Raw genomic sequence first — 13,995 nt, 5'->3', positions numbered from 1 at the left:
CGAGCGTTTAGCCACCTGTGCTGGAGGTTCAGTCTAGGGGGGGTACGAAAGGATGGGACAACCCGGCGGTACGACTTTGTACGCCATCAGAATGGCCGGTCATCCTGATGGTGGGACATATACCTGTCCTCTTGCTCAACTTGACGTACGTCATACGGGAACGGTTGCTCACGGATCGCTTACGAGTGGGTCACGACCCCATGGCCGAGCTCGGCGTCCGATGCGGACGACCACGCCCGGGCGACCCACTCGTACGGCGGACCGGGAGCGCCCGAATCCCTACGGTTGAGACTCCCCACGGATCACCGCGAGCACGCCGTCCAGTTCGTCGGGTTTCACAAGAACGTCACGTGCCTTGGAACCCTCGCTGGGACCGACGATGTGCCGTGACTCCATGAGGTCCATCAGGCGTCCGGCCTTCGCGAAGCCGACGCGCAGTTTCCGCTGGAGCATCGAGGTGGACCCGAACTGCGTGGAGACGACCAGCTCGGCCGCCTGGCACAGCAGGTCGAGGTCGTCGCCGATGTCCTCGTCGATCTCCTTCTTCTGCTTGGTGCCCACGGTGACGTCGTCCCGGAAGACGGGCGCCATCTGGTCCTTGCAGTGCCGGACGACCGCCGCGACCTCCTCCTCGGTCACGAACGCGCCCTGCATACGGGTCGGCTTGTTCGCACCCATCGGCAGGAAGAGCCCGTCGCCCTTGCCGATCAGCTTCTCGGCGCCGGGCTGGTCGAGGATGACGCGCGAGTCGGCCAGGGACGAGGTGGCGAAGGCCAGCCGGGACGGCACGTTCGCCTTGATCAGACCGGTGACGACGTCCACGGACGGGCGCTGCGTGGCGAGCACCAGGTGGATGCCGGCGGCACGCGCGAGCTGCGTGATGCGCACGATCGCGTCCTCTACGTCGCGCGGCGCGACCATCATCAGGTCGGCCAGCTCGTCGACGATCACCAGCAGGTACGGATACGGCTGCAGCTCGCGCTCACTGCCCTCGGGCGGCTTGACCTTGCCGTTCCTGATGGCTTCGTTGAAGTCGTCGATGTGCCGGAAGCCGTACGCCGCCAGGTCGTCGTACCTGAGGTCCATCTCCCGTACGACCCACTGGAGCGCCTCGGCGGCCCGCTTCGGGTTGGTGATGATCGGCGTGATCAGGTGCGGGATGCCCTCGTAGGCGGTCAGCTCGACGCGCTTGGGGTCGACGAGGACCATCCGCACGTCCTCGGGACTCGCCCGCATCATGATCGAGGTGATCAGGCAGTTGATGCAGGACGACTTGCCGGAACCGGTCGCACCCGCGACAAGGATGTGCGGCATCTTCGCAAGGTTGGCCATCACATAGCCGCCCTCGACGTCCTTGCCGAGCGCGACCAGCATCGGATGGTCGTCCTCGGCGGCATCCGCCAGGCGGAGCACGTCACCGAGATTGACCATCTCGCGGTCGGTGTTCGGGATCTCGATGCCGACCGCGGACTTGCCGGGGATCGGGCTGATGATCCGCACGTCGGGGCTGGCGACGGCGTACGCGATGTTCTTGGCGAGCGCCGTGATCCGCTCGACCTTCACGGCGGGACCGAGCTCGACCTCGTAGCGCGTGACCGTCGGGCCGCGGGTGAAGCCGGTGACGGCCGCGTCGACCTTGAACTCGGTGAAGACGTTCGTGAGCGAGGCGACGACGGCGTCGTTGGCGGCGCTGCGCGCCTTGCCCGGTCCACCGCGCTCGAGGAGGTCGAGGGACGGCAGCGAGTAGGTGATGTCACCCGAGAGCTGGAGCTGCTCGGCGCGCGGCGGGAGGTCGCGGGGCTCCCGAGGCGCCTCCTTGGTCAGATCGGGCACCGCGGAGTCGGCCGGGAGCTTCTCCTGCTGGGGGCGCGCGGCCGGCACGGGCGTCGGCGTCGCCTCCGTCCGGTCGCCCACGCTCACGCCCTGGGTGAGGTCGGCGACGATCGGGGACGGCGGCATGCCGTGCAGGACGGCACCGTCGAGGGCCGCGGCGGCGGCCGCCGCGACGTCCACGGCGTCCATCTGCCGCCCCATGGCGGGCTGCACGGCGGGGCGCCGTGGACGGTTGCGGCGCCGGGAGAGCGCCTCCTGCTCGGCTCCGTCCGGGTCGTACGCCTCGGGGGCGGACCCGCGCCGCCGGGAGCGGGGCAGCGCTTCGCGCCACTGCTCGTCGTACCGCTCGTCGTCCTCGGTGTGGACGTCGTCCTCCCGGTCGTGCAGGATCCCGAGCTTCACGCCGAGCCGCCGCAGCCGTTGCGGGATGGCGGTCACGGGCGTGGCGGTGACCACGAGCAGGCCGAAGAACGTGAGCAGGACGAGCAGCGGTACGGCGAGGGCGTCGCCCATGGTGTACGTCAGCGGTGTGGCCGCGCCCCAGCCGATGAGCCCGCCGGCGTCCCTTATCGCCTGCATGCCGTCGCTGCGCGCGGGTGCGCCGCAGGCGATGTGCACCTGGCCGAGTACGCCGATGACGAGCGCGGACAGCCCGATGACGATGCGGCCGTTGGCCTCCGGCCGCTCGGGGTGGAGGATCAGGCGCACGGCGATCGCACCGAGCAGGATCGGCACGAGCAGGTCGAGGCGGCCGAAGGCGCCGGTCACCAGCATCTCGACGAGGTCGCCGACGGGACCGCGCAGATTGGCCCAGGTGCCCGCAGCAACGATCAGTGAGAGACCGAGCAGCAGGAGCGCGAGGCCGTCCTTGCGGTGCGCCGGGTCGAGCCCCTTCGCGCCCCGTCCTATGCCGCGGAACATGGCTCCGACGGCGTGCGCGACGCCGAGCCACAGAGCGCGTACGAGTCTGTACACGCCCCCGGTCGGGTTGGGCGCCGGCGCGGGGACGGGCTTCTTCGCCGCGGCTTTCTTGGCGGGCGCTTTCTTCGCGGGGGCCTTCTTCGCCGGAGCCTTCTTCGGAGCAGCCGCCTTCTTCGCGGGCGACTTCTTGGCTGCGGGACGTGGGGCCATGAGTGTGAGGTTACCGGTGGAGACGACAGGTGACACGCGTGGCCACGGGTTCACCCGTTCGTGTCGTCCGAGGTGTTGCCCGCAGTTGACGCCACCTCAACCCGGCGTTGGGGCGGCCGTCGCGGGGCTCCGCCCCGGGCCGAGCCGCACGACGTCACCGCCCCGCACACGTATGCGGCGCGAGCCCTCAGTTCTGCGATGGCACCTGTGGCGTTCCGCTGCCCGCACCCGGCTCCAGCGCGTCCAGCGCCCTGCGCAGGCCCGTGAGTTTGCGTTCGAGATGGGCCGCGGTGGCCACCGCCGCCGCGTCCGCCGACTCGTCGTCGAGCTGCTTGGACAGCGCCTCGGCCTGCTCCTCGACCGCCGCGAGCCGCGCCGAGAGTTCCGCGAGGAGACCGGCCGGCTCCTTGCTGCCGCCTCCCGCGGACTTCGCGCCGCCCTCCAGCTGGAGCCGCAGCAGGGCCGCCTGCTCACGGAGTTGGCAGTTCTTCATGTAGAGCTCGACGAACACCGAGACCTTCGCGCGCAGTACCCACGGGTCGAACGGCTTGGAGATGTAGTCCACCGCACCCGCTGCGTACCCCCGGAAGGTGTGGTGCGGGCCGTGGTTGATGGCGGTCAGGAAGATGATCGGGATGTCGCGGGTCCGCTCCCGTCGCTTGATGTGCGCGGCGGTTTCGAAACCGTCCATGCCCGGCATCTGGACGTCCAGCAGAATGACCGCGAAGTCGTCCGTCAGCAGTGCCTTGAGCGCTTCCTCCCCGGACGATGCCCTGACCAGCGTCTGATCGAGCGCAGAGAGGATGGCCTCCAGCGCCAGCAGATTCTCCGGCCGGTCATCGACCAGGAGGATCTTGGCCTTCTGCACCATGGCCCGCCCTCCTCGCCCCGGCGTGGGGCCTCCCCTGTCCGCAGGACTCGGGGTGACGCCGCCCGGCGCCACCCCAGGGGACGACTCCCTTGCGCCGCCCGTCCTTGTGCCGGTCATCGTAGCCGCACCCCGCCCGTCGCCACACCCTGTCACCGCGATGTCACTGTGCACGTAGCAGAAACGCAGCAGGAGACCAGAAGGTTCCCCGTACACCGCACTTCTACACGGCAACGGCCACACTCAGTCAGCAACTCCGTGTGAACGTTCAGGGTGCCCGTCACTCCTCACGCATCCACTGTTCCATCACAGACAGCAGATGATCGGGATCGACCGGCTTGGTCACGTAGTCGGAGGCCCCCGACTCGATGGCCTTCTCCCGGTCGCCCTTCATGGCCTTCGCCGTCAGCGCGATGATCGGCAGCCCGGCGAACTGCGGCATCCGCCGGATCGCCGTGGTCGTGGCATAGCCGTCCATCTCGGGCATCATGATGTCCATCAGGACGACCGCGACGTCATCGTGCTGTTCCAGGACCTCGATACCCTCGCGGCCGTTCTCCGCGTACAGCACCGAGAGACCGTGCTGCTCCAGGACACTGGTGAGCGCGAAGACGTTGCGGATGTCGTCGTCGACGATCAGCACCTTCTCGCTGTCGAACCGGGCGCCCTGCCGCGGCTGCTGCGCGGCCTCACGCTCTCCGGCCCACTGCTCCTGGCCCGCACCGCCGCCGCGCTGCACACCCGCGGTCACCGCCCTGCGGCGGCGCCGGAAGAGCGCCGCGGGCCCGTTCTGGGTCTCCTGGTACGACTTCACCTCGGCCGGGGTCTCGATGTCCGGCGCGTTCAGCTCCGCCTCGGACGCCAGCAGCTCGTCGGCCTCCATGGCGGGCGCGAGCTGCGAATAGCCGTGCGGCGGCAGTTCACTCGGGTGCAGCGGCAAATACAGAGTGAACGTCGAGCCGCGTCCGGGCTCGCTCTGCGCGTGGATCTCGCCGCCGAGCAGCCGCGCGATCTCGCGCGAGATGGACAGCCCGAGCCCCGTACCGCCGTACTTGCGGCTCGTGGTTCCGTCCGCCTGCTTGAACGCCTCGAAGATCACCCGCATCTTGCTGGCCGCGATGCCGATACCCGTGTCGGCCACGGAGAACGCGATCAGGTCCGCGTCCGGGTCCCGCAGCGAACCGGCTTCCAGGAGCTGCTCCCGGATGGCCATCGGCACGTCGCCGCCCGCGGGCCGGATGACCAGCTCGACGGCCCCCGTGTCGGTGAACTTCACCGCGTTGGACAGCAGGTTGCGCAGCACCTGCAACAGGCGCTGTTCGTCGGTGTGCAGCGTGGCGGGCAGCTCGGGCGAGACCCGTACGGAGAAGTCGAGGCCCTTCTCCGCGGTCAGCGGCCGGAAGGTGGCCTCCACGTAGTCGACGAGCTGGACGAGCGCGATACGCGTCGGGGAGACGTCCATCTTGCCCGCCTCGACCTTCGACAGGTCGAGGATGTCGTTGATCAGCTGCAGCAGGTCCGAGCCGGCGCCGTGGATGGTCTCGGCGAACTCCACCTGCTTGGGCGAAAGGTTCCCCTCGGCGTTGTCGGCGAGCAACTTGGCCAGAATCAGCAGCGAGTTGAGCGGGGTGCGCAACTCGTGCGACATGTTGGCCAGGAACTCGCTCTTGTAGCGCATGGAGACCGCGAGTTGCTCGGCGCGCTCCTCCAGGACCTGCCGCGCCTCCTCGATCTCGGTGTTCTTCACCTCGATGTCCCGGTTCTGCTGGGCCAGCAGCTCGGCCTTCTCCTCCAGTTCGGCGTTGGACGCCTGGAGGGCCTTCTGCCGCTGCTCCAACTCCTCGGAGCGCAGCCTCAGTTGCTCGGTCAGCTCCTGCGACTGCTTCAGCAGCACCTCCGTCTTGGTGTTCACGGAGATGGTGTTGACGCTTGTCGCGATCATCTCGGCGATCTGGTTGAGGAAGTCCTTCTGGATCTGCGTGAACGGCGTGAAGGATGCCAGCTCGATGACGCCGAGCACCTTCCCCTCGAAGAGCACCGGAAGGACGATGACCTGCGCGGGCGGCGCCTCCCCGAGCCCGGAGGAGATCTTCAGATAGCCGCTCGGCGCGTTCTCCACCAGGATCGTGCGCTTCTCCTCGGCGGCCGTCCCGATGAGCGCCTCACCCGGGCGGAACGACGTCGGCATGGAGCCCATCGAATAGCCGTACGACCCCAGCATGCGCAGCTCGTACGCGTCGTCCGTGCCCGCGCCCTGGTCCTTGCCGTCGACCGGAGGCATGGCGAGGAAGAACGCGCCGTGCTGCGCGGAGACCACCGGCGTCAGCTCGCTCATGATCAGCGAGGCCACGTCCTCCAGGTCCCGGCGCCCCTGCATCAGGGCGGAGATACGGGCCAGGTTGCCCTTGAGCCAGTCCTGTTCCTTGTTGGCGATCGTGGTGTCGCGCAGGTTGGCGATCATCTTGTTGATGTAGTCCTGAAGTTCCTGGATCTCGCCGGAGGCGTCCACATCGATCTTCAGGTTCAGGTCGCCGCGGGTCACCGCGGTCGCCACGCGCGCGATGGCGCGCACCTGCCGGGTCAGGTTCCCGGCCATCTCGTTCACCGACTCGGTGAGGTCCCGCCACGTGCCGTCGACGTCACGCACGCGTGCCTGGCCGCCCAGCTGGCCCTCCGTACCCACCTCACGGGCCACGCGCGTGACCTCCTCGGCGAAGGAGGAAAGCTGGTCGACCATCGTGTTGATGGTGGTCTTCAGCTCCAGGATCTCGCCGCGCGCGTCGATGTCGATCTTCTTGGTCAGGTCACCCTTGGCGATGGCCGTGGTGACCATGGCGATGTTGCGCACCTGGCCGGTGAGGTTGGACGCCATCTGGTTCACGGACTCGGTGAGGTCCTTCCACGTACCGGCCACACCCGGTACGTGCGCCTGGCCGCCGAGGATGCCGTCCGTGCCCACCTCACGGGCCACCTTGGTGACCTGGTCGGCGAACGAACTCAGCGTCTTCACCATGGTGTTGAAGGTGTCGGCGAGCTGCTGGACCTCGCCGCGCGCCTCGATCGTCACGGTCCGTGTCAGGTCGCCGTTGGCGACGGCCGCCGCGACCTGGGAGATGTTGCGCACCTGCGTGGTCAGGTTGTTGGCCATCAGGTTGACGTTGTCGTTGAGGTCCTTCCAGATGCCGGTGACGCCGGGGACGTGCGCCTGGCCGCCGAGGATGCCCTCGGTGCCCACCTCACGGGCCACCCGCGTCACCTGCTCGGCGAAGGACGACAGCTGGTCGACCATCGTGTTGACGGTGGTGACCAGTTCGAGGATCTCGCCCTTGGCGTCGACCGTGATCTTCTTTGACAGGTCGCCCTTGGCGACCGCGGTCGTGACCTCGGCGATGTTGCGCACCTGGATGGTCAGGTTGTTCGCCATGAAGTTCACGGACTGCGTGAGGTCCTTCCAGGTGCCCGAGACACCCTGGACCTCCGCCTGCCCGCCGAGGATGCCCTCGGTGCCCACCTCACGGGCCACCCGCGTCACCTGCTCGGCGAAGTTGGACAGCTGGTCGACCATCGTATTGAGGGTGTTCTTCAGCTCCAGGATCTCGCCGCGCGCGTCCACGTCGATCTTCTGCGACAGGTCACCGCGCGCCACCGCGGTCGCGACCTGTGCGATGTTGCGCACCTGGGTGGTGAGGTTGCCGGCCATGCCGTTCACGGAGTCGGTCAGATCGCGCCACACGCCGGCCACACCCGGGACCTGCGCCTGGCCGCCGAGACGGCCCTCCGTGCCCACCTCGCGGGCGACCCGGGTCACCTGCTCGGCGAAGGCGGAGAGCTGGTCCACCAGGTTGTTGATGGTGTTCTTCAGCTCCAGGATCTCGCCGCGCGCGTCCACGTCGATCTTCTGCGACAGGTCACCACGGGCCACCGCCGTCGTCACCTGGGCGATCTGCCTCACCTGTGAGGTGAGGTTTCCGGCCATGAAGTTGACGGAGTCGGTGAGTTCCTTCCAGGTGCCGCTGACGCCCGGCACCACGGCCTGGCCGCCCAGGCGGCCCTCCGTGCCGACGTCCCGGGCCATGCGCGTGACCTGGTCGGCGAACGCCGACAGCTGGTCCACCATCGTGTTCACGGTGTTCTTCAGCTGAAGCATCTCACCGGAGACGTCCACCGTGACCTTCTGCGACAGGTCACCGTTGGCCACCGCCGTCGTCACCTGAGCGATGTTGCGCACCTGGCCGGTGAGGTTGCGGAACGCGGTGTTGACGGAGTCCGTGAGGTCCTTCCACGTACCGGCGGCACCCGTCACCTGCGCCTGGCCGCCCAGTTCACCCTCGACGCCGATCTCCCGCGCCACGCGCGTGACCTCGGAGCCGAAGGCGGACAGCTGGTCCACCATCCCGTTGACGGTGTTCTTCAGCTCCAGCATCTCGCCGGCGACGTCCACGGTGACCTTCTGTGACAGGTCACCGTTGGCCACGGCCGTTGTCACGGCGGCGATGTCCCGCACCTGAGTGGTCAGATTCCGGAAGACCGTGTTCACCGAATCGGTGAGATCTTTCCACGTACCCGCCGCACCCGGCACATTCGCCTGACCGCCGAGCCGGCCCTCGGCGCCGACCTCGTTGGCGACCCGGGTGACCTCGTCCGCGAACGTGCGCAGCGTCTCGGTCATCTGGTTGATCGTCTCGGCGAGCTGCGCGACCTCGCCGCGCGCCGACACCGTCACCTTCTGCGACAGGTCACCGTTGGCCACCGCCGTCGTCACCTGCGCGATCCCGCGCACCTGGGCGGTCAGATTGCCCGCCATCAGGTTCACCGAGTCGGTGAGGTCCTTCCACACGCCGGCCACCCCGGGCACCTGCGCCTGGCCGCCCAGCTCGCCCTCGGTGCCCACCTCGCGGGCGACGCGGGTCACCTCGGAGGAGAAGGAGGAGAGCTGGTCCACCATCGTGTTGACGGTTTCCTTCAGCTCCAGCATCTCGCCGGCGACATGAACCGTGACCTTCCGGGACAAGTCACCCTTCGCGACCGCCGTGGTCACCAGTGCGATGTCCCTCACCTGCGCGGTCAGTCGATACGCCATCGTATTGACCGAATCCGTGAGGTCCTTCCACGAACCGGACATACCGCGTACCCGGGCCTGCCCGCCCAGCTTGCCCTCGGTACCCACCTCGCTGGCCACCCGCGTGACCTCATCGGTGAACGTCGACAACTGGTCGACCAGATTGTTGACCGTACGCCCGACCTTCAGGAACTCCCCGCGCAGCGGATGCCCCGCCTCGTCCGGCCCGTGCGTCCGCAGTTCCATACGCGGCGACAGATCGCCCTCGGCCACCGCGGACAGCACTCGGCTGACCTCGGAGACTGGCCGTACGAGATCATCGACGAGCGCATTGGAGGCATCGATCGCGGCCGCCCAGGAGCCCTCACAGGCACCGGTCTCCAGCCGCTCTGTGAGCTTCCCCTCACGACCGACCATGCGCCGCACCCGCGCCAGCTCACCGGTCAGATGCAGATTGCGGGCGGCCACCTCGTTGAAGACGGCGGCGATTTCGGACATCACTCCGTCGCCCGGAACCGTCAGCCGCTTCCGGAAATTGCCGTCCCGCATCGACACCAGGGCCGCCAGCAACCGGTTCAGGGCCACCGTGTCCACCGCGGTGGTCCCATTGCGCGGTTTGCGCTGGTTGTTCAGGGACTGTCCGCCTTTTGCGCGCGTCTTCGTGGCCCGCGTCGCTGCGCCAGACTCCACTGTGTCCCTCCCGCAGGGGTCGACCATCACTGCTGTGCTCAGGGGTACTGCTCGACATACCGGTTGCTGGTGCGTGGTGCTGCCCGTCGTGCCGGGCACGCGGGCGTGCTCCTGCCCGTCGTGGCGAAAGACACTCAGCCTGCCCGGACCTTCTCTAGAAGCTTGCCCAGTGTTTCACCATGCCTGAACCAGGCCATAACAGTTCGGCAGCTTCGCACACGCTTCGCACACCCTCCGGACGTAATCACCGGCGACCGGCATCCATATGGACGGCGAAGGTAAGTAACCTTGCATGCGGCTGTCCAGCCACACCGGTCCGACCGGTCTGGACGGTGGCACGAGCACCAGCGGGCAGGCATCGGAGGGGCACCGCACCATGACCACCGGACTGCATTCTGGGGGACAGCCCCAGGATCCCCGGCCGAGGGGGAACCAGGCACTGCCGAGGCAGGAGCGGGTCGGCCCGGCAGTCCTGCATGTCGACAACCGGACGAGGAGTTCTGTGATCACCGCGCGCGCGGCCGCCAGCTTCGAGCCCGTCGGACGATCGGTCGCGACCGCCCGTTCCTTCGTCCGCGACACGCTCCAGGGCTGGGGCTTCGTCGACATCGTGGACGACGCCGTGGTCCTCACCAGCGAACTGGTCACCAACGCCGTCGTCCACGCGGGCACCGCCGCGGACGTCCTGTGCCTGCGCAGCGACGACGGCGTACGCATCGAGGTCGCCGACCGGTACCCGGAACGCGAGATCCCGCTGCAGGCGACCGCCGTCAACATGGGCAGCCCCGACCGCGAGGGCGGGCGCGGCCTCCAGCTCTGCGCCGCCCTGGCCGGCCGCTGGGGCGTCGAGTACACACCCACGCACAAACAGGTCTGGTTCCAACTCGACCTCCCCGAAAGGCCGGTGGGCACGCGCGCGGCGGGGCCCTCCCTCCCCGCAGACCTGTTGCCGCTCGCCGACGGCCGGGTCCGCGTCGCGGTCGTCCAGATCGACCGCAAGTCCTCCATCACCTCCTGGAACGAGGACGCCGAAGAACTGTTCGGATACGCGGCCGAAAAGGTCACCGGAAAACCCCTCACCGACCTCGCCGCCTGGCCGCACACCCCCGGCACCGGCACCGGCATCGCGGAGGCCCTCCAACTCTCGCGCTGGGAGGGCAGCTACGGCATCCGCGGCGCCAACGGCCGTGTGACCCCGGTCTACGCCTCCCATCTCCGCGTAAGGGACACGGCCGGCGAACCGTCCACGGTCTGTCTGCTCGTACGGGACCACGAACGCGCCGTCCTGCAGACCCCGTTGCGCGGGCCCGCACCCGACACGGCAAACTCCCCGGACGGCCAGGCCGACCCCTTCGAGGTGTTCATCGGCTCCCCGGCCCCGGATGACCTCGACGGCCTGCTCCAACGCACGGTGGAGCGCGCCCGCGACATGCTCGACGGCGACGCGGCCTTCCTCCTCCTGGCGACCGACGACGAAACGGAGTTGGAGGTACGCGCCTCGACCGGCCTGCCCTCCGCCCGCCAGCGCTTCGCCCGCGTCCCCGTCGAGGCGGGCCCCGGCCGCTACGGCTCGGCCCGCATGCCGGCCGTCCACGACGACCTGACGGCCGTACCGGGCGCGGTGCCCCTGCTGAACGGCACGGGCATGCGCTCGGTGGTGACGGTCCCGCTGAAGGTGGAGGGCCGGCTCACCGGCTCCCTCGGTGTCGCCGCCGAGGCGCCCACCCGCTACTCCAACGAGGAGGCGCTGCGCCTCCAGTTCGCGGCCGACCGTATCGCCCTGGCCGTGGAATCGGCCCGCCTGGGCGAGCTGGAACGCCTGCGTCGCGGCTCGCTGAGCTTCCTGGTCGAGGCCTCCGACCTCCTCGCAGGCACCCTGGACCGGGACCAGACGCTCGCGCTGATGGCCCAGATGACGATCCCGACCCTGGCCACCTGGTGCGCGGTCTACACGATCGCCGACCAGGCCTCGGAGCCCTACCTCTCCTACGTCCTGCACGAGGACGAGGAACGCATCGACGGGCTCAAGGCGCTCCTGTCGAAGATCCCCCCGCCGGAGCCCATTCCCACACCGGGCGCCAGGGTCTGGACGGCGCCGGCGGCGGCGGCCCACGATGCGGCCCTGCGCACCTCCATGCGGAGCCTGGGACTGGGCGAGCCCGCAACGGTCAGCTCCGGCATCGGCACGACGCTCGCCACGGCCTCGGCGGTGGGCGGCGAAACGGTCGTACTCCCCCTCGTGGCCCGCAACCGCGTCATCGGCATGCTGACGCTGGGCAAGCCGACGGACGAACACTTCCGCCAGGAAATCCTGGAACTGGCCGAGGACCTGAGCCGCAGGGCGGCCCTGGCACTGGACAACGCCCGGCTGTACTCGGAACGCACGGCCATCAGCCAGTCCCTCCAGCGCAGCCTGCTCCCGCCGGAACTCCCGCGCGTCGACGGCGTCGAGGTCGAGGTCATCTACCGCGCGGCGGGCGAGGGCAACGAGGTCGGCGGCGACTTCTACGACCTGTTCCCGATCCGCGACGGCGCATACGGCTTCGCCATCGGCGACGTCTGCGGTACGGGCCCGGAGGCAGCCGCGGTCACGGGCCTGGCCCGCCATGCCCTGCGCCTGCTGGCCCGCGAAGGCTTCGGCGGCCCGGCGGTCCTGGAACGTCTGAACTCCGCGATCCTCGACGAGGGCGCCCGCAGCCGGTTCCTGACGCTGCTGTATGGCGAGTTGTGGCCCCAGGAGGACGGCAGCGCGGTCCTGAAGGTCGTCTGCGCCGGCCACCCGCTCCCTCTCCGGCTGCGCCAGGACGGCACGGTCGAACCGGCCGCGGAACCACAGCCGCTGCTCGGCGTCATGGAGGACCTGGAGCTGTACGAGCAGACGGTCACGCTCGATCCGGGCGACGTCCTGCTGTGCGTGACGGACGGTGTCACCGAACGCCGTGAGGGCACGCGCATGTTGGGCGACGACGGCCTCACAGATGTCCTCACGACCTGCACGGGCCTTACGGCGGGCGCCGTGGCGGCCCGCATCATGCGCGCCGTCGAGCGCTTCGCGTCCGACGCCCCCTCCGATGACATGGCGATTCTCGCGATGCGGGTGCCGGGCCTTCCGAAGGACTGAGGGAAGGCCCGGGTTCGGGCCCGGGTCGTTCCGAACGGGCCCGAGCTGAGCACGAAAAAGGCCTCGCCCTGATGGGCGAGGCCTTTTGTCGGAGCCCCCAAACGGAATCGAACCGTTGACCTTCTCCTTACCATGGAGACGCTCTGCCGACTGAGCTATAGGGGCCTGTTGCCTTTTCGAGGTCTCCCTCCCGGCAACGGAATAGATCATACCCTGAACCGGCCTGTGCTCCCAACCACGAGGGAACCGCCTCAGAAAGCGCGCTGCAGCAATCCGCCCAGCGCATTGCACGCGGAGACGATCCGGTTCATCTCACGCTTCGTCAGCAATGCGTCCACCGGCAGCGAGAGCGTCTCGTCAGCGGCCCGCTCGGTCTCGGGCAGATACACGTCGCGCCGGAACCCCGGCATACGGTGCACAGGAGTCTTCACCGGCACCCGGCACTCAACTCCCCTGGCCTTCAAGGCCCGTGCGAAGGCATCCCGGTCCGGCCGCCCGTTGCCCGGCACCCGCACGACGTACTGCTGATAGGTGTGGCCCCCGCTGCTGTCGGGAGTCCACACGCCTCGCAGCCGCCGGTCGAGAAACGCGGCCCGCTCCCGACGCTGTGCGACCTCGGCGTACGGCGTCTCGGACTCGCCCTGCTCCAGCACCAGAAGGCCGTGTCGCTGGCCCACCTCGTGCAGCCCCGCGACGTCCGCCGACCGCCCGAAGCGGTGGACCACGACTACTGCAATGGTCTGCGAGGACACCACTGCCTCGACGGCGACGGGGTCGAGGCAGTACGTGGCCGGGTCTATGTCGGCGAAGACCGGCGTCGCACCGGCCAGGGTCACGGCCTCGGCGACCTCGATGTTCCCGAAGGCCGGCACGATGACCTCGTCACCGACACCGACTCCCGCAGCCCTGAGCATTGCAGCAGTACCCATGACCGGGATGCTGGTGGGGCAAAGTGAACGCAAAGTGTCGCGCAACACAAAAGAGCTGGTCCCCGAACCGAAGTTCGGGGACCAGCTCTGAATAATTGTTCGGCGGTGTCCTACTCTCCCACAGGGTCCCCCCTGCAGTACCATCGGCGCTGTGAGGCTTAGCTTCCGGGTTCGGAATGTAACCGGGCGTTTCCCTCACGCTATGACCACCGAAACACTATGAAACTGTGAACTACCGCACCGCCTTCATGGCAGGGTTGTTCGTGGTTTCAGAACCAACACAGTGGACGCGAGCAACTGAGGACAAGCCCTCGGCCTATTAGTACCAGTCACCTCCACACGTTGCCGTGCTTCCAGATCTGGC

5 protein-coding genes, 1 tRNA gene and 1 rRNA gene are annotated in these 13,995 nt (G+C 68.6%); 1 reads left to right on the top strand and 6 read right to left on the bottom strand.

The genetic code is table 11. From position 1 onward, the window contains the following. Nucleotides 1-279 precede the first annotated feature (279 nt). From ABT186_RS09490 to ABT186_RS09480, 3 genes are all read right to left on the bottom strand, one after another. Nucleotides 280-3,000: a DNA translocase FtsK gene (locus ABT186_RS09490; protein WP_351232067.1), complete on the bottom strand. Its 2,721-nt coding sequence runs from the start codon at nucleotides 2,998-3,000 to the stop codon at nucleotides 280-282. A gap of 151 nt (nucleotides 3,001-3,151) precedes the next feature. Next, nucleotides 3,152-3,835, bottom strand: coding sequence for a response regulator (locus tag ABT186_RS09485; protein ID WP_351232069.1), 684 nt, complete (start codon nucleotides 3,833-3,835; stop codon nucleotides 3,152-3,154). Between the two features lie 277 nt (nucleotides 3,836-4,112). After that, nucleotides 4,113-9,581, bottom strand: a complete 5,469-nt coding sequence (locus ABT186_RS09480) for a HAMP domain-containing protein (RefSeq protein WP_351232071.1) — start codon at nucleotides 9,579-9,581, stop codon at nucleotides 4,113-4,115. A 376-nt stretch (nucleotides 9,582-9,957) separates the two neighbouring features. Here ABT186_RS09480 and ABT186_RS09475 point away from each other — a divergent pair, with 376 nt between their 5' ends. Next, complete coding sequence (locus ABT186_RS09475) at nucleotides 9,958-12,702, top strand: SpoIIE family protein phosphatase (RefSeq protein ID WP_351232075.1); 2,745 nt, start codon at nucleotides 9,958-9,960, stop codon at nucleotides 12,700-12,702. Between the two features lie 92 nt (nucleotides 12,703-12,794). Here ABT186_RS09475 and ABT186_RS09470 read toward each other — a convergent pair. The 3 genes from ABT186_RS09470 to rrf form a co-directional block, all read right to left on the bottom strand. Continuing rightward, a tRNA-Thr gene (locus ABT186_RS09470) sits at nucleotides 12,795-12,867 on the bottom strand. A gap of 86 nt (nucleotides 12,868-12,953) precedes the next feature. Beyond that, the gene (locus ABT186_RS09465; protein WP_351237987.1) at nucleotides 12,954-13,616 is read right to left on the bottom strand and encodes a DegT/DnrJ/EryC1/StrS family aminotransferase; all 663 of its coding nucleotides are present in this window, start codon (nucleotides 13,614-13,616) and stop codon (nucleotides 12,954-12,956) included. Between the two features lie 112 nt (nucleotides 13,617-13,728). Next, nucleotides 13,729-13,845 (bottom strand): 5S ribosomal RNA (rrf, locus tag ABT186_RS09460). Nucleotides 13,846-13,995: the final 150 nt, after the last annotated feature.

The sequence above is a fragment of the Streptomyces sp. NPDC001634 genome (assembly GCF_040298185.1).
Lineage (GTDB): Bacteria > Actinomycetota > Actinomycetes > Streptomycetales > Streptomycetaceae > Streptomyces.
The sequence above is the reverse complement of the archived record's forward strand: the minus strand, read 5'-3'. Positions and strand labels throughout refer to the sequence as shown.

Bases quoted from the DNA above. Each gene is read 5' to 3' on its own strand.
- ABT186_RS09485 (WP_351232069.1), bottom strand. From the start codon at position 3,835: ATGGTGCAGAAGGCCAAGATCCTCCTGGTCGATGACCGGCCGGAGAAT.
- ABT186_RS09465 (WP_351237987.1), bottom strand. From the start codon at position 13,616: ATGCTCAGGGCTGCGGGAGTCGGTGTCGGTGACGAGGTCATCGTGCCG.
- ABT186_RS09475 (WP_351232075.1), top strand. From the start codon at position 9,958: ATGACCACCGGACTGCATTCTGGGGGACAGCCCCAGGATCCCCGGCCG.